A 17,295-nucleotide genomic window follows, 5' to 3' on the forward strand; every position below is an offset into this window, starting at 1 on the left:
CCTTTGAAGATCAATCCGGCCCTTTGGAGGGGGCTGCGGCACCTTCGCCTTCTTGTTGCTGCTGAGCGGCGGCAGCAGCGGCAGCGGTGAGGGCAGCCTTGTCCGCCTCTGGCAGGTCTTTGGCCGCTTCTGGCAAGGCCACGCGCACTTCGCGGCGGGCAAAGTCGATGCCATTTTCTGCAAAGGCAGCTTTGACGCGGTTGTAGATCTCTTTGCGGATCATGAACTGCTTGCCCGGTTTGGCCATGAACTTACCGCGGATGATCATGCCGACATCATCGATGTCAAACACGCCCTGCGATTTGAACGGTTGCAGGAAGTCATCTTTGTAGAGTTCTTCCACCAGCATTTCCTGGCCGATTTTTTTGAAGATCTTTTTGACCTTGTTTGGATCGGTGTCAAACGGCACGGTGAATTTGAGCTTCATGATCACCCAGTCACGCGAGTAGTTGGTGAGTTTGGGGATTTCGCCGTAGGGGATGGTGTGCACAGGGCCAAGGTGGTGGCGCAGCTGCATGGAGCGGATCGAGATTTTCTCAACCGCGCCCATGGTGCCGTCAATCTCCACATATTCGCCCACACGGAAAGCGTCATCCACAAGGAAGAACACGCCAGAGACCACATCGGTCACCAGTTTCTGCGCGCCAAAACCGATGGCGAGACCTGCAATACCCGCACCGGCCAGAAGCGGCGTGATGTCGATGCCAAGGTTGCCGATCGAAAGCAGGCCGAAGATCACAATGATCACGCCCTGTGCGGTCACCAGCAGAAGGGGCAGTACAGTGGAGAGACGCGATGCGCCGCCGCCTCCCATTTCATTGTCGGCATCTTCCTGGCTCATGCCCAATGCGGTCATCTCCGCCGCCAGACGGCGGTTGATATAGAGGCTGACACCTTCATAGACCACGTAGCCCACGATCACGGTCATGGCGAAGCTGAAGAGATTGTCGCCAATGCCTGCGCGATCCTGGAAGAGATCAAACAGGGCGACATTCCATGCGCGCGCAATCAGCGCCAGCACGGCACCAACAGCGATCACACGACCGATGCGCACATAGCTGCGCTTGGTGGCCACATAGGCTTCCTGTGCGACGGCACCTTCGCCTTGCATCGGGGGTACCAGATGGCGAACAAGGCCGCGAATGCCGGTATCGATCACGGGGGCGATCAGCAGCCAGAACATAGTGGTGTAATGCGCGCCATTCAGCAGAAGCTGAACCTTGCCCAGACCGATGATGATGGAGACCAGCACCCAAGTGCCGCCCGCAACGATCAGCGCGAAATATGGGTAGGCCCGTGCCATGGCTTCGTCAAACTCGGTGCGGTCGGGATCGTCGCCGCGCATCATGTCCGCAAAGCCTTCACGGGCTGTCCATGCGACATAGGCGATATAGAGATAGACCATGGAGTCGATCCAGAAACCGATGCGGGTTTCCCCGGCAGGCACGCCATTGAGCACGTTGAACTGCACCACAAAAATGGTTGCGCCGCCCAAGACAACAATGCCGATGATGTGTCTGTGGATGAAGCTGGCCCAACGGTCATTGACATTGACCAGACGCAGATCCGGGCGCTTTGGCGCCATCAAGAAGCGAGAGAAGGCCGCCGCGATACGGGGCATCCAGATCATGTAGCCAATGAAAGGTGCTACGAAGGTGGCTTGCTGCGGATCCAGAATGGTGCGGCCAAGCGCGCGCACGGTGACATAGAAAATCACCAGACCAAAGATTTCGCGCAGGAAGCGTTTGAACAGGAAAGTCAGGGCTTCCCTAAGGGTCGTATCCCCCTCTGCAACCTGAGGATTGCGCACTTTGATAAGCCAGGTGCGCACAGCATATTCGACGCCAAGACCCACGACGAGCAACAAGGCCGTCACGCCAAAGAGCGACAGGACCCCACCAAAGCCGCCATGTGCAGCGGAAAAGTTTCCAAAGGCCTCGATCTGAGCGGGGATGACGGCAGGCAGTTTGCGTACGGCGTCCAGCAGAGGCTGAGAGAAGGCTGTCCAAAGCAGGGAGACCCGTTCTACCAGCGTTTGGGGAGCCTCAGGCGCTGTGCCATCCGCAGCCACGGCATCCAGCCGGTCCAGCAAAACCGAACGCACCTGATCGTCGGACATGCGGGCGACCATGGCGTTGATGGCCTCGGACGTCATTTCTGATGGGTTGATTTCGACCACGTCTTCGGCAGGGGCCGAGGATGCGGTGGTGGTTGGGAGGCCTTGGGCCTGCGCCGCCGTGATACCGCCGACGCTCAGCAGAAGCGTCAGCAATATGGACGTTACGATGTGTCTCATGGGGGACTCTATGATGAAAAAAACAATCTCATCAATGAGATGACTTTTACGTGATCAGGTCAAGGCTTGACCCCAGCCGTTGTTCACAATTTCAAAAAGTGAAATCGAAATGATACAACACTTGGGCAAAAAAAGGGCCGAGCAATAAGCTCGGCCTTAGTCCAACAGGGAGGTGAAGATGATGCGCTTCTAAGCAATCATCGTCTTCGAGAGATCAATTAGTAGTCAGTTTATAAACCTTCAAGAGATTTTCTGTCGCAGGCGCAGCATGCCTGCTATGCGATTATCGCATAGCTTAGGAAATCTCTTTGTCGCGCAATTGCTTGCGGTGCAGAATGATCTCTTCCTGAACAAAATCACGGAAGGCTGCAATGCGCTTGGATTGGCGCAATTCTTCTGGAAAGGCCAAGTATACTGGGACTTCCGCAGATTCGATGTGTTCGCCAACCCGCACCAGATCCGGGAAATCCTGGATCAGGTAATCGGGCAGAACACCAATGCCGAGATCATGTGTGACGGCCTGAAGCACTCCGAAGTAGTTGTTCACGTAGAGCATCTTGGTGACGTCATTGGCGAGCAGGCTGGTGACAAAGCTGGCGCCTGCGCCGATCTGTTCGGAATTGACGTTTTGGCAGATCAGGCGATGGTCGTGCAGATCGGCGAGATTTTCAGGTTCCCCGTGCTGCTCAAGGTAGCTCTGTGTGGCGTAAAGGCGCATGCGCACGCTCATCAGGCGCTTGCGGACCAGATCTGCTTGACTTGGCTCTTTCATGCGGATGGCCACATCGGCTTCGCGCATTGGAAGGTCGAGCACTTTTTCTTCCAGCATCAGGTCGATGTTGAGGTCAGGGTATTGTTCGTAGAGTTTGGTCAGACGCGGGGCGAGCCAGAGGGTGCCAAAACCGATGGTGGTGGTGACGCGCAACTCGCCAAACACTTCTTCTTCGCTGTCGCGGATGCGCGCGGAGGCGGCGTCCAGACGTTTATTCATGGCGGTGGTCGCATCAAACAGCAATTCACCCTGCTCGGTGAGGATTAGGCCACGGGCATGGCGGTGAAACAGCGTGGTGTTCAGAGATTCTTCCAAAGCGCGAATTTGGCGCGAAACCGCCGACTGGGACAGGTGCAAAACATCCCCTGCATGTGTCAGGCTGCCCGCATCCGCGACGGCATGAAAAATTCTGAGTTTGTCCCAATCCATGACGGCTCCATTTTGTTGTTTTGTGTCATGCGGTTAGTTGTCAGTCAAAGATTTTTTGACCAATGCTCGATTTAGAAGCGCACCGAATAGGCCTTATTTCTTCGGAAGAAAAGTGAAGTTTGTACGAAGTTTCAAAGTCTTGTGTTGGCTTGGTGGACATTGACAGGCAGGCCGCCACTTCCCTTGGTCTGTGATCAAGAAAAGGGCATCTGCCTGCGCTGTGAGAAATGCGATCCAAGACTGTGCGCGATGACGGCTACGGTTGCATTTCACGTTTGAGTGAAAGGGGCAGGGGGGCTTGGGTGGTAGAATTTTTGTTATTCTCGGATTTTTGGAAAATACATTGAATTCAGATGCTTGTCCGAAGGCAATCCGGAAACGCGCGGCGTGCGTATAAGGATAAGTGAACAAACGTTCAAAAAAATGTTTACATAGGTCAGGTATTGCGACCTAATATAGGCACTATATTGGAAGACACCGTCCAGCGAGGGGAGCGCAAGATGAGTATCCAAAAGGTATCTTTGAATGACAGACTGGATCTGAGCAAAGAGCATGTTTTGCTGAATGGGACGCAGGCGCTTGTGCGGCTGATGTTGATGCAGAAGGCGCGAGACAGCGAGGCGGGCTTGAACACGGCAGGATATGTCACCGGCTATCGCGGGTCGCCATTGGGCGCGGTGGACAGTCAGATGATGCGCGCCAAAGCCGAGCTCGAAGCCCATGACGTGCTGTTTCAATCCGGTCTGAACGAAGATTTGGCGGCCACACAGCTTTGGGGGAGCCAGCAGGCAGAGCTGCGGGGCGAGGGCAAATTCGATGGTGTCTTTGGGCTGTGGTATGGCAAGGGGCCCGGAGTGGATCGCACCGGAGATGTGATGCGTCATGCCAATATGGCAGGCACCAGCCCCAATGGCGGTGTGCTGATGGCCATGGGGGATGATCACACCGGCGAAAGCTCGACCGTGCTGCATCAATCCGAATGGGCGCTGGTGGATGCTTATATGCCGGTGGTCTCACCTGCAGGCGTGCAGGAGATCATGGACTATGGGCTCTATGGCCTGGCGCTGAGCCGGTTTGCGGGTGTCTGGGTTGGGCTCAAGACCATGAAGGACACAATTGAAGCAACCGCGGTGGTGAATGGTGATCCGCATCGGCTGTCTTTTGTGACCCCCGCGTTTGATATGCCGGAAGGCGGGCTAAACATCCGGCTCACCGATACGCCGCATGCGCAGGAAGCGCGGATGATTGATCACAAACGCTTTGCCGCAGAAGCCTTCAGCCGGGCCAACAAGATGGACAAACGGGTCTGGGGCAAGCCGGGGGCCAAGATTGGGTTTGTGGCCGCAGGTAAGAACTGGTTGGATCTGGTGCATGCGCTGCAGCTTCTTGGGATTGATGAGCGGGAAGCAGAGCGGCTGGGGATCACCACCTATAAGGTGGGGCAGACTTTCCCGATGGATATGACCACCTTTGCGGATTGGGCCGAGGGGCTTGATCTGATTGTGGTGGTGGAAGAGAAGCGCAAGCTGATTGAGGTGCAAATCAAAGAAGCGATCTTTGATGATCGGCGCGGGCGTCGGGTCTATGGCTGGTATAAGGGCGGCGCAGGCTTGATGGGGCGCGAAGAGCTCTTTCCGACGCGTGGTGCGCTGGACCCGATTATGATTGCTGAAAAGCTCGGCGATATTTTGATTGAAGAAGGGCGGGGCACAGATGCGGTGAAGGCTGGGATGACAACCCTGAAAGAGGCGCAGCGGGCGGACAATGCCGAAGACATTGCCACGCGCACGCCATGGTTCTGTTCGGGGTGCCCACACAACACCTCCACCAAAGTTCTGGAAGGCAGCCGCGCCTATGCGGGGATTGGTTGCCACTATATGGTGCAGTGGATGGATCGCGAGACCACCGGCTTTACCCATATGGGCGGCGAGGGGGCCAATTGGATTGGTGAGGCGCCGTTTTCCAAAACCAAACATGTGTTTCAGAACCTTGGGGATGGCACCTATAACCACTCAGGTGTGCAGGCGATCCGGGCGGCGCTCGCCGCAGGGACCAACATCACTTATAAAATTCTGTTCAACGATGCGGTTGCGATGACCGGCGGGCAGTCTAATGACGGCAATCTGAGCCCACAGAAGATCGCGCATGAGCTTCATGCCATGGGGGTGGAGGCGCTTGCGGTGGTCTATGATGAAAAGGAAGAGGTGGACCCCAGTCTGTTTCCGTCTGGCATCCTTTTCAAAGAGCGCGCGGAGCTACAGAGTGTTGAGGAAAAGTTTCGCGATATCAGTGGTGTGAGCGCCATTGTCTATGTGCAGACCTGTGCCAGTGAGAAGCGTCGCCGCCGCAAGCGGGGGCAGTTCCCGGACCCGGATCGGCGGGTGTTCATCAATACGGATATTTGTGAGGGTTGTGGCGATTGTGGGGTGCAGTCCAACTGTATTTCCATCGAGCCTGTGGAGACCGAGCTGGGGCGCAAGCGAAAGATCAATCAATCCAGCTGTAACAAGGATTTCAGTTGTCTCAACGGGTTTTGCCCCAGCTTTGTGACCGTCGAAGGGGCCAAGATCAAAAAGGCGGCGACGGCGTCGCTGGACCTGCCACAGATGCCGATGCCCGAGATTGCGCCGATTGCCGGCACACATAACGTGGTGATCACCGGCGTGGGCGGCACCGGTGTTGTGACCATTGGTGCGATCCTCAGTCAGGCTGCGCAGATTGATGGCAAGGCCGCAGGCATGATGGAAATGGCCGGGTTGGCGCAGAAGGGCGGCGCGGTGCACATCCACTGTCGTCTCGCGGAGACGCCGGAGGCCATCAGTGCGGTGCGGGTTGCCACGGGCGAATGTGACGCGCTCATTGGCGGAGATCTGGTGGTGAGCGCGGGTGCAAAAACGCTCGGGCTGACTTCGGAAGGGCGCACGGGCGCTGTGGTGAACAGCCATGAGATCATTACCGGCGACTTCACGCGAGATACGGATTTTAGGCTGCCGACCGGGCGTCTGGAAGTGGCGTTGCAAGCGCGGCTGCGGGACAAGCTGGCGCTGTTTGATGCCTCTGAGCTGGCACGGGTGGTGATGGGCGATGCGATCTTCTCCAACATGATGGTGTTTGGGGCGGCCTGGCAGAATGGGCTGGTGCCGGTGAGCCACGCGGCGATTGTCAGCGCGATTGAGCTGAATGGCGCGGCGGTTGAGAAAAACCTGCGCGCCTTTGAGATTGGTCGCTGGGCAGTGCTCTATCCGGAAGAGGCCGCTGGCATGCTGTCTCCCAAAGTGGTTCAGATGCCAAAGTCACTGGAGGAAAAGATCGCTTTTCGAGCCGATCATCTTGTCAAATATCAGGGCAAGGGGTTGGCCAAGAAGTATCGCAAGCTGGTGGAGAGCATTTCCGACCCGCGTTTGAAGCAGGCCGTGGCTTTGGGCTATCACAAACTGCTGGCGTATAAAGATGAGTATGAAGTCGCGCGGCTGCATCTGGAGACACGCGCCAAGGCGGAAGAGGTCTTTGAGGGAGATTTCTCCGTGAAGTTCCATCTCTCGCCGCCGCTTGTGGCGAAGGAAGGGCCAAATGGGCGCCCGCTTAAGTCGGAGTATGGTGCAGGCATGATGTGGCTGTTTCCGCTGCTTGCCAGATTAAAGCGCCTGCGGGGCACGCCGCTTGATGTGTTTGCGCGCCACCCGGAACGGAAAATGGAACGCGCCCTGATTGCGCAATATGAGGCGGATCTGGCTGAGATCATATCCGAGCATGGTGCGGATGCGCCTGATGCGGCTGTGGCGCTGGCAGAGCTGCCATTGCAGATCAAAGGGTTTGGGCCGGTGAAAATGGCCAATCAAGCCAAAGCTGCCAAGCGACGCGAGGAGCTTCTGGCGGCTTTGCAGCAAGGGGATCAGATTAAGGCTGCTGCGGAGTAAGTCGAGTAAGCTTTGATTGCGCCGGCTATGCATTGGAAGCCTGCCGTTTTTGCGGCGGGCTTTTACAAGGTCTGTTTGCAGAATATGGGAGAATTTTGCTTGCGATCCGCAGGAAGGTTAAAAAACTTTCGCATTTCTGTCATAGGGTGCGCGCAGTAACGACATCTGAGACCTGCCATGCCTTCCGCCCTCAAATCTGCCCGCGACATCAGCTATGCCTATTCCGCCCAGACCCGCAGTGGGCGGGCCATGATCCGTATGATGGAAAACTCCACGGGACGTTTGAGGCTGATCAAACGTGCGCGTGGCTATGAGGATGAAGTGGCCGCCGGACGTGACTTTTGGGAAGTCATGCGTGAGCGGTATGGGCTGACGCTGGATGTGATTGGTGGATCGCTCAGCAATATTCCCAAAACCGGCCCGCTGATCATGATCGCAAACCATCCTTATGGTATTCTGGATGGGTTGATGATGGGGCATATCCTGAGTGAGACACGCGGGGATTTTCGCATTCTGGCACATCAGGTGTTTCGCAAGGCTGAAGATCTCAACCGTATCATTTTGCCGATCAGCTTTGATGAGACCAAAGAGGCGGTGAAGCTCAATCTGCAAACCCGCAAGACTGCGCTGGACTATCTGGCGCAGGGCGGTGCGATGGGCATCTTTCCGGGGGGCACCGTCTCCACCGCAGAGCGGCCTTTTGGCACGCCGCTGGATCCGGGCTGGCGTGGGTTTACCGCGCGGATGGTGGCGAAATCTGAGGCGACGGTGGTGCCGGTGTATTTTGACGGCCACACCAGCCGTTTGTTTCAGATTGCAAGCCACCTGCATTATACGTTGCGCATGGGGTTTTTGATCCGTGAGTTCAAAAAGCGCGTGGACACGCCGGTGCGGGTGGTGATTGGTGAGCCACTTGATGCCGATGCGCTTAAGCGCCGCGCGCAAGACACCAAGGCGCTCATGGACTTTCTGCGACACAGCACATATTCTTTGTCGCCAAAGCCGATTGCCAATTTGGGCTACGGCTATGAGTTTGAAGAAAAATATCGGGCCTGACATAGACATTAGGCCCAAGAGGCGGATTGAGGTGTGTCGTGGCAGTTGGACTTTTTGACAGTGGGCTTGGTGGGCTGACCGTTTATGATGCGGTGAGCAAACGTTTGCCGGATGTGCCTTTGGTGTATTTTGGCGACAATGCGCATGCGCCCTATGGGGTGCGGGATGCGGATGATGTGTACAACCTGACCACTGCGGCGGTGGAGCGTATGTGGGATGCGGGCTGTGATCTGGTCATTTTGGCCTGTAACACCGCAAGCGCAGCCGCCCTGCGCCGGATGCAGGAAAGCTGGATCCCCAGTGACAAACGTGTGCTGGGCGTGTTTGTGCCGCTGATTGAGGCGCTGACGGAACGCAGCTGGGGCGACAACAGCCCGCCGCGCGAAGTGGAAGTGAAACATGTGGCGCTGTTTGCAACGCCGGCCACGGTGGCCAGCCGTGCGTTTCAGCGCGAGTTGGCGTTTCGTGCGATTGGTGTGGATGTGGAGGCGCAGGCCTGTGGCGGCGTGGTGGACGCCATTGAAGACGGGGATCTGATCCTTGCCGAAGCTTTGGTGCGCAGCCACGTGGACGCCTTGCAGCGCAAGATGCCCGCGCCAGAGGCCGCGATTTTGGGCTGCACCCATTACCCGTTGATGCATGACACTTTCCAAGATGCTTTAGGCGCGGGCGTAAAAGTGTATAGTCAGGCCAATCTGGTGGCAGATTCGCTGGCGGACTATCTGGAGCGGCATCCGAAAATGATCGGTGAAGGCAAAGACAATCTGTTTCTGACAACAGGCGATCCCCGCAAGGTGAGTGATCGCGCCACCCAGTTTTTGCGACGACAAATCAGCTTTCAGGCGGCCTGACCGCCGCTGATGCGCACAGAGGGCTGCGACCTGCGGGCGCAGGCCCTCGCAATCACATGTATTTCGGATTATTTACCTCGTAGATGACGGGGCGATCGCGTGGAAGCTGCGGTCTGATGAAGGGAAGAGGTCGAAGAGATGACCCATAAAATCGCTATTCTTGGCGCCAGCGGCTACACCGGGGCAGAGCTTGTCCGGTTGATTGCCACCCACCCATCCATGGAAATTGTGGCTCTGTCCGCCGATCGTAAAGCAGGCATGGAAATGGCCGTGGTGTTTCCGCATTTGCGCCACCTGTCACTGCCAACGCTTTGCAAGATTGATGAGATCGATTTTGCCGATGTTGATCTGTGTTTCTGTGCCTTACCCCATGCCACATCTCAAAAGGTTATCAAAGCGTTACCGTCGGATGTAAAAGTGGTGGATCTGAGCGCGGATTTCCGGCTGCGCGACCCTGAGGAATACGCGAAATGGTATGGCGGTCAGCATGATGCGCTCGAAATTCAGAAAGAGGCTGTCTATGGCCTGACGGAATTTTACCGCGACGAGATCAAAGCGGCGCGGGTTGTGGCGGGCACGGGCTGTAACGCGGCCACAGGTCAGTTTGCGTTGCGTCCGCTGATTGAAGCGGGTGTGATTGATCTTGATCAGATCATTCTGGATCTGAAATGTGCAGTCTCTGGCGCAGGGCGGTCCTTGAAAGAGAACCTGCTGCATGCGGAGTTGAGCGAAGGCTATCATGCCTATGCCGTGGGCGGCACGCACCGGCATCTGGGCGAGTTTGATCAGGAGTTTTCCAAGATCGCAGGCCGTGAGGTGAAGGTGCAGTTTACGCCCCATCTGGTACCTGCCAACCGGGGCATCCTGGCGACGGTCTATGTGCAGGGCGATGCGGCAGAGATCCATGCGACTCTCGCGGTGGCATATGGAGAGGAACCGTTCATTGAGGTGCTGCCCTTTGGCGAAGCGCCGAGCACGCGCCATGTGCGTGGCTCGAACTTCTGCCATATCGGTGTGACTGGGGACCGGATCGAAGGGCGCGCTATTGTGATTGCGGCGCTGGACAACCTGACCAAAGGCTCCAGCGGGCAGGCGTTGCAGAACGCCAATCTGATGTTGGGTGAGGAAGAGACGGCTGGCCTGATGCTGGCCCCTTGCTTCCCGTAAATTGCGCGTACGCGCCAGAGAGGAAAGATGAAGAGCCTCAAAAAGCAACGCCGGGTGCAGGTGATTATCCTGACCTTCGTAGCCCTGATCGTGTCCACGGCCCTGATTGGCTATGCGATGCGCGATGGCATCAATTTCTTCCGTTCTCCGTCGCAAGTGGTGGCTGAGCCGCCAGCCGCCAATGAGGTGTTTCGCATTGGCGGCCTTGTGGAGGATGGCTCCCTTGTGCGTGAAGAAGGTGAAACTGTGCGGTTTTCGGTGACAGATGGCGGTGCCTCGGTGCCGGTGACATTTACTGGCATCCTGCCGGATCTGTTCAAAGAAAACGAAGGCATGGTGGGCACGGGATCTTATGTGGATGGGGTGTTTGTGGCCACCGAAATCCTCGCCAAACATGATGAAACCTACATGCCCAAAGAGGTGGTGGATGCGCTCAAGGAGCAGGGTGTCTATCAACACTATGAAGAGGGTGATGGCTGATCACTTTTGGCTTTTCCATGAATTTGACCCCCGCAGGCTGTGCCTGCGGGGGTTTTTGTTGCAACAGCAGCGCGCGCCGCGCTTTGGGGGTTTTAAGGCCAAACCACGAGACTGAATGGGTATCGCATTCAGGAGGTCGGCATGGTGGACGTGCGGCAAATTGCAAAAGAGATCGTGGCGCGGGAAGGTGGGTTTGTGAATGACCCAGATGATCCGGGCGGGGCGACAAAGCATGGGGTGACCTTGGCGACCGCGCGTCGTTTGGGGCTGGACAAAGACGCAGACGGAGATGTGGACATTGATGATGTGCGCCGATTGACGCCGCAGGACGCAGAGCAGGTATTTTTGCGGCACTACTACCACAGACCAAAGATCGACCAACTGCCGGAGGTGCTGCAGGCGTCGGTGTTTGACATGTATGTCAATGCCGGGGCGCATGCGGTGAGAATATTGCAGCGGCTCTTGGGGCAGATGGGGCAGAAAGTGGCCGTGGATGGGCAGATTGGCCCACAAACCATAGGCGCGGCGCAGGCGGCGGCCGCTGCGGCGCCCCATCATCTGGCCGATGCCTATGGGATTGCGCGGCGCAATTACTATTTTCGTCTGGCCGACAAGCGCCCCAAGTTGCGCAAGTTTGCGCGCACGCGTGCAGGCAACAAAGGGGGCTGGATCAAACGGGCGGAGAGTTTCATTTCGCCGCGCTATCATCTGAATGCATGTGAATTTCAGCAGCGGGTGGCGGCATGGGGATGATCGAGCGGCTTTTGTCTTTTGTGTTCGGCGGCGGGCGGAATGTGATTGCAGAAACGGCTGAGGTGTTTCGGGAAAATGCCGACGCTGGAGCACAGCGCGCGCAGAGCGTTCAGGTAGCGGCGATGCAGGCCCATGCGGCGGAGTTTGCGCATGGTGAACGTGGACGATTTGACCGGATCATGGATGGGATCAACCGGTTGCCGCGCCCGGCGATGGCGTTGGGATGTCTTGGGCTATTTGGGGCGGCTATGGTCAACCCGGATTGGTTTGGGGCACGCATGCGGGGGATGGCCTTGGTGCCTGAGCCCTTGTGGTGGCTATTGGGTGTGGTGGTGAGTTTCTACTTTGGGGCGCGCCATCAGGCAAAGGGTCAGGAATTTCAGCGTGTTATGTCGCAATACGTGATGCGTACCAGCGCCAATGCTGGCCACAAGTCACTGGAGGCGAGCGATGGCGGTGACAATCCGGCGCTGCGGGCGTGGCAGGAGGGACAGGATCGCACGCGTGAGCGTTGAGGGTGCGGCGCGGGGCCGCAACAAAGTGATCGTCTGATTGACTCAAATGCCATTGGCCCCGCCTGAGCCGCACTCTATATTGGCGTCATGATAATCGAGCTCGGCCATTTTGCACTGATCCTAGCCGCCGTCACCGCTTTGGTGCAGGCGATTGTTCCTCTTATTGGCGCGCAAATGCGCTGGCCCGGCTGGATGGCCGTGGCTGAACCTGCGGCGGGGGTGCAGTTTGTCTTCACTCTGTTCAGCTTTGCCGCGCTGACCTACGCCTTTGTCACCTCTGATTTCTCACTGAATCTTGTCACGGCCAACTCACATACGTTGAAGCCGATGCTCTATAAAATCAGCGGGGTCTGGGGAAATCATGAAGGCTCTATGCTGCTCTGGGTGCTGATCCTGACATTGTTTGGGGCCTGTCTGGCATGGTTTGGCGGCAATCTGCCCCCCGGCATCCGCGCCCGTGCGCTTGCAGTGCAGGGCTCTGTGGCGGTGGCGTTTTTTGCCTTTATCCTGTTTACCTCCAACCCGTTTGAACGCATGGAGGTGGTGCCGTTTGACGGGCGTGACCTGAACCCGCTGTTGCAGGATGTGGGCCTCGCTTTGCATCCGCCGTTTCTCTATCTGGGCTATGTCGGGCTTTCGATGGCCTTTTCCTTTGCCATTGCCGCGCTGATTGAAGGGCGCGTGGATGCGGCCTGGGGACGGTGGGTGCGGCCATGGACATTGGCGGCCTGGGTATTTCTGACCATCGGCATCGCGCTTGGTTCGTGGTGGGCCTATTATGAGCTGGGTTGGGGCGGCTTCTGGTTCTGGGATCCGGTGGAAAATGCCTCTTTCATGCCTTGGCTTCTGGCGGCGGCGCTATTGCATTCAGCCATTGTGGTGGAGAAGCGCGAGGCGCTTAAAAGCTGGACCATCCTGCTGGCGATCATGGCCTTTAGTTTCTCTCTGATCGGGACGTTTATTGTGCGCTCTGGTGTGATCACCTCGGTGCATGCCTTTGCCAATGATCCTGAGCGTGGGGTGTTTATTCTGGCCATTCTGGCGCTGTTTACGGGCGGCGGGCTGACGCTTTTTGCTGCGCGGGCAACTGCGATGGAGGCCAAGGGTGTGTTTGGCGTGGTCAGCCGCGAAAGCGCGCTGGTGCTGAACAATATCCTGCTGGCGGTGAGCTGTTTTGTGGTGTTCATTGGCACTATCTGGCCGCTGGTGAGCGAGATGTTCTTTGATCGGAAGCTGAGCGTGGGGCCGCCGTTCTTCAATATGGCTTTCACGCCGTTTATGGTGCTGTTGGGCGCGATTTTGCCGATTGGGGCGATGCTGCCGTGGAAGCGCGCCAAACTGGATCGGGTGGTGAAGCCGCTGATCCCGGCTCTGGTGTTGGCGCTGGCCATTGGCGGGCTGGCCTGGGCGATGCAAAGTGGGCGCTCTTTGCTGGGGCCAATTGGTCTGTTTCTTGGGGCCTGGCTGGTCTTTGGTGCGGGGGTGGACCTGATGTCGCGTACCGGACGCGGCGGACTGACGGAACGGCTTGCGCGACTGGGCCGTTTGCCACGCGCCGACTGGGGCAAGGCGGTGGCGCATGCGGGCTTTGGCATCACCATGCTGGGCGTGGCCGGGTTGATGGCCTGGGAGCAGGAAGACATCCGCGTGGCGCAGCTGAATGAACCTTATGTGGTTGGCAAATATGAAATCACATTGGAGCAGGTGCGCGAGGTGGAAGGACCAAACTATCTGAGCACCATGGCGGATATCCGTGTGCGCCAAGATGGTCGGGAGATCGCGCTGTTGCAGCCTGAAAAGCGGGTTTATCCTGTGGCGGGCATGCCCACCACCGAAGCGGCGATTGACTATCGCCCCATGCGCGACGTTTATCTGGCGATTGGGGATGCGCAGGCAGGTGGGGCCTATACGGTGCGGACCTACATCAAACCTCTGACCAACTGGATCTGGCTCGGCTCCGCTCTGATGGCGCTGGGGGGCTGCCTGAGCCTGACAGACCGCCGCTATCGGGTGGCCGCAGGCGCGCGCAAGGCACCAAAAGCGGGAGTGCCGGCAGAATGATGCGGGGGATGCAAACTTTGAAAGCCCTTGTGCTGGCCGGGGCATGTGTTCTGGGCGCGGCTGCACCAGCTTTGGCGGTTCAACCGGATGAGGTTCTGGCTGATCCTGCGCTGGAAGAACGGGCGCGGGTGATTTCCAAAGATCTGCGCTGTCTGGTGTGTCGCAATGAGAGCATTGATGAATCCAACGCCCAGTTGGCGCGGGATTTGCGCATATTGGTGCGCGAGCGCCTTGTGGCCGGGGACAGCAATGTGCAGGTCGTAGATTTTGTTGTGGATCGCTATGGCGAATATGTTCTCTTGCGCCCACGCACAAGTGGGACGAATATCCTGCTGTATGCTGCCGGGCCGGTGATGTTGCTTTTGGCGTTGGGTATGGGATTTGCCTATACACGCCGCCGCTCACAGGCGCGCAGCGCAACCGAACGGGGTTTAAGTGCCGAGGAGCAGGCGCGCCTGAGTGAAATCCTGAAGGAATGATCTGGGGTTCATGACGCGCATATGAGAGCGGGCTGTCGGAATAAGGCAGCGGGCGGAGGGGATTTATGGAATACCAAACCATTTTGTATGAGCTTACGGACAATGTCGCGACGGTGACATTGAACCGGCCAGAGACTTTGAATGCTCTGACCCAGCAGATGCGCGCAGAGATCACCCATGCATTGGGTGTGGCGGGCAAGGAGGCGCGTGTTGTGGTGTTGACCGGTGCGGGCAAGGCATTTTGCTCTGGTCAGGATTTGGGGGATGGCTCCAGCGCGGCCAATCTCGATCTGGAGCGCACGCTGCGTGACGAGTACCTGCCGATGATCCGAGCCATTCGGGAGTGCCCCGTACCCACCATTTGTGCCGTGAATGGACCAGCAGCCGGAGCAGGCGCGAACCTTGCTCTGTCAGCGGATGTGGTGATCGCCAAGGAAAGCGCCTATTTTATGCAGGCGTTTTCGCGTATTGGCCTGATGCCGGATGCTGGGGGCACCTATGAGTTGCCGCGGTCCATGGGCGCGGCCAAGGCCATGGGAGCTGCGCTGTTTGCGGATAAAATCACGGCCCGTCAGGCGGATGACTGGGGTATGATCTGGGAAGCGGTTGCTGATGAGGCGTATAGTGCCCAGGTACAGGCGCGGGCGACCTATCTGGCGAATGGTCCGACACTGGCCTTTAAGGAAATCAAACGCGCTATCCATGAAAGCTATGGCAATGACTGGGGTGCGCAGATGGCTCAGGAAGCCAAGCGCCAGGGCAAATTGGGCAAGACGCGTGACTTCAAGGAAGGCGTGGTGGCTTTTCTGGACAAACGCCCCGCGAAATACGAGGGGCGCTGAGCTTAGCATTCTTTCAGGCGTTTCATAAGGGCCAGCGCTTCGGGCGTTGGCCTTTGTTCGATACGACGATAGACGCGCCCATCAATCGTGCGTGTGGCCAGCTTATGGTCGATCAGGGAGCGCCGCAAAAGCACATGATCGTCAAAGCCAAGGCCAGCTTTGAGCACCTCATTGACTTGCTTTTCGGAGATATCCTGATGCGCAGGCAGGCGTGCCCAGAAAGGCCAGAGACACAGCCCTTGCACTTTGGTCCATTTGGGCCAGCGATTCATGAGGCCGTTTTCATCAAACACACGTAGAGCCCGCTTGAGGGCGAGTTCATCTAGGGTGGGTGCAGTGGCGCTTGTGTCTGCTTTGAGATGTTGATGGTTCTGAAACCCTGCGGCTTTGGCCACCAGCGTTAACATGGTGGCATGTCCGGGCAGGCTGTCCCGATCTGACAAAGCAGCGCGCAGGGTTTTGGTGAAGGCGGAAACATCCGCCACATAAAGAGGGATCACGTCTTTAGACATGAGGGCATCCTTTTGAAATCGTGCATCCCGATAAGGTCGGGGTCGATGGCCGCCCTTGTCGACGGCACGTGCAAAAGTATGCTGTCGATGATGTGTCTGGCAGGTTTAGCGAAGTCATATGACCGGCGGCGCCTGGGTGAACTGCGGACCCTGAGACAACAGCTACGCGCAAGCCGGTGAAAACGCAAGAGGGGCCATGGTCGACGTGTTGTGCGGCCATGGCGCTTTAGAGATCAGGTCACAGTGACGGCGCTCAGTACAACGTCACTGGCAAAGAAGGGGCCGCCGTCGCCTTGTACGCGCAGGACAAGCTGGCCATCTGCATAAACAAGCGTTTCATTGTTTTCACTGCCCAGCGTGATGGTTGGTGGGGTTTCGCCCGCCGGATAGAGTACAGAGATGGTGTCATCTTCTTCGTCAAAGTCTGTCACCAGAGGCACGTTGTCTTCGTCATCGACCCAATGGCCCACGTCAAAATCGTCGTCGCCTTCGCCGCCTGTTGCAACGTCGCCTTCTCCCAAGAGAAGGGTGTCATCACCTTCACCACCATCAAGCACATTGGCTTCGGCCGTGGTGGGCACTTCAAATCTCAGGGGGCTGGAAGGGGTGCGATCATCGTGACGGTCGGCGATTTCCAGATCGCGGTTGGTGATATCTGCGCCCACCAGATCGTCATCACCAGGGCCGCCATAAAGCGTGTCGTTGCCTGCGGCACCATAGAGAACGTCGTCGCCTCGACCACCATGGAGTTCGTCATCGCCGCTGCCGCCGAACAGCTCATCTGTGCCGGTTTGGCCATAGAGGGAATCTTCGCCATCGCCCCCCAGCAGGAAGTCGATACCATCCCGGCCACGCAGACTGTCATCGCCGTCTTGGCCTGACAGAATATCGGGGCCGTTTGTGCCAAAGATCTGCTCATCACTGTCATTGCCGGAGATCAGTTCACCAACTTCGCCATCGCGCTGAATTGGGGTCCGTTCATCGCTTGGCTCCGGGCTTCCGGTGCTCTCATCAGAATCGTCACTGTCAAATGCACCCACCATTGCGCCCACGGCAACACCGGTCAAAAGGAGGCTTAACATCAGCATGGTCTTCGTCCTTGCACGTCGCAACGCCGCGGCGCCACGTCTTAAATTTGGGTCTGAAGCGTCTTGCTGAAAATGAT

At 57.5% G+C, this 17,295-nt stretch carries 14 protein-coding genes; 10 read left to right on the top strand and 4 right to left on the bottom strand.

The genetic code is table 11. The features are described from left to right. Positions 1 to 10 precede the first annotated feature (10 nt). A complete protein-coding gene (locus tag J7382_RS04830; protein ID WP_209067707.1) occupies positions 11 to 2,296 on the bottom strand; it encodes a mechanosensitive ion channel family protein in 2,286 nt (761 codons plus the stop codon). A gap of 295 nt (positions 2,297 to 2,591) precedes the next feature. After that, on the bottom strand, positions 2,592 to 3,497 hold the full coding sequence (locus J7382_RS04835; protein ID WP_058240670.1) for a LysR family transcriptional regulator: 906 nt from the start codon (positions 3,495 to 3,497) through the stop codon (positions 2,592 to 2,594). A 500-nt stretch (positions 3,498 to 3,997) separates the two neighbouring features. Between J7382_RS04835 and J7382_RS04840 the strand changes: the two genes are divergently transcribed. From J7382_RS04840 to J7382_RS04885, 10 genes are all read left to right on the top strand, one after another. Beyond that, positions 3,998 to 7,414, top strand: coding sequence for an indolepyruvate ferredoxin oxidoreductase family protein (locus tag J7382_RS04840; protein ID WP_209067709.1), 3,417 nt, complete (start codon positions 3,998 to 4,000; stop codon positions 7,412 to 7,414). Between the two features lie 177 nt (positions 7,415 to 7,591). Next, on the top strand, positions 7,592 to 8,470 hold the full coding sequence (locus tag J7382_RS04845) for a lysophospholipid acyltransferase family protein (protein WP_209067711.1): 879 nt from the start codon (positions 7,592 to 7,594) through the stop codon (positions 8,468 to 8,470). A 38-nt stretch (positions 8,471 to 8,508) separates the two neighbouring features. After that, positions 8,509 to 9,321 carry an aspartate/glutamate racemase family protein gene (locus J7382_RS04850; protein ID WP_209067714.1) on the top strand — a complete coding sequence of 271 codons (813 nt, stop codon included), beginning with the start codon at positions 8,509 to 8,511 and terminating at the stop codon, positions 9,319 to 9,321. Positions 9,322 to 9,459: 138 nt separating this feature from the next. Continuing rightward, on the top strand, positions 9,460 to 10,488 hold the full coding sequence (gene argC / locus J7382_RS04855) for an N-acetyl-gamma-glutamyl-phosphate reductase (protein WP_209067717.1): 1,029 nt from the start codon (positions 9,460 to 9,462) through the stop codon (positions 10,486 to 10,488). Between the two features lie 27 nt (positions 10,489 to 10,515). Continuing rightward, complete coding sequence (gene ccmE, locus J7382_RS04860) at positions 10,516 to 10,968, top strand: cytochrome c maturation protein CcmE (RefSeq protein ID WP_058240675.1); 453 nt, start codon at positions 10,516 to 10,518, stop codon at positions 10,966 to 10,968. Positions 10,969 to 11,109: 141 nt separating this feature from the next. Next, on the top strand, positions 11,110 to 11,721 hold the full coding sequence (locus J7382_RS04865) for a holin-associated N-acetylmuramidase (protein WP_209067720.1): 612 nt from the start codon (positions 11,110 to 11,112) through the stop codon (positions 11,719 to 11,721). After that, on the top strand, positions 11,712 to 12,236 hold the full coding sequence (locus tag J7382_RS04870) for a holin family protein (RefSeq protein ID WP_209067723.1): 525 nt from the start codon (positions 11,712 to 11,714) through the stop codon (positions 12,234 to 12,236). Before J7382_RS04865 ends, J7382_RS04870 begins: the two co-directional genes overlap by 10 nt. 87 nt (positions 12,237 to 12,323) lie before the next feature. Beyond that, complete coding sequence (locus J7382_RS04875) at positions 12,324 to 14,297, top strand: heme lyase CcmF/NrfE family subunit (RefSeq protein ID WP_209067725.1); 1,974 nt, start codon at positions 12,324 to 12,326, stop codon at positions 14,295 to 14,297. Between the two features lie 8 nt (positions 14,298 to 14,305). Further along, entirely contained in the window at positions 14,306 to 14,776 is a 471-nt protein-coding gene (locus tag J7382_RS04880; RefSeq protein ID WP_223229188.1) for a cytochrome c-type biogenesis protein, read from the top strand. A 65-nt stretch (positions 14,777 to 14,841) separates the two neighbouring features. After that, positions 14,842 to 15,618 (top strand): enoyl-CoA hydratase-related protein, encoded by a 777-nt coding sequence (locus J7382_RS04885; RefSeq protein WP_209067727.1) that lies wholly within the window; start codon positions 14,842 to 14,844, stop codon positions 15,616 to 15,618. A gap of 2 nt (positions 15,619 to 15,620) precedes the next feature. Here J7382_RS04885 and J7382_RS04890 read toward each other — a convergent pair whose 3' ends face one another. Both J7382_RS04890 and J7382_RS04895 read right to left on the bottom strand, forming a co-directional pair. Continuing rightward, positions 15,621 to 16,130 (bottom strand): DUF2087 domain-containing protein, encoded by a 510-nt coding sequence (locus J7382_RS04890; protein ID WP_209067729.1) that lies wholly within the window; start codon positions 16,128 to 16,130, stop codon positions 15,621 to 15,623. A 233-nt stretch (positions 16,131 to 16,363) separates the two neighbouring features. Next, entirely contained in the window at positions 16,364 to 17,218 is an 855-nt protein-coding gene (locus J7382_RS04895) for a calcium-binding protein (protein WP_209067731.1), read from the bottom strand. Positions 17,219 to 17,295: the final 77 nt, after the last annotated feature.

The organism is Shimia sp. R11_0 (assembly GCF_017744035.1).
Lineage (GTDB): Bacteria > Pseudomonadota > Alphaproteobacteria > Rhodobacterales > Rhodobacteraceae > Shimia > Shimia marina.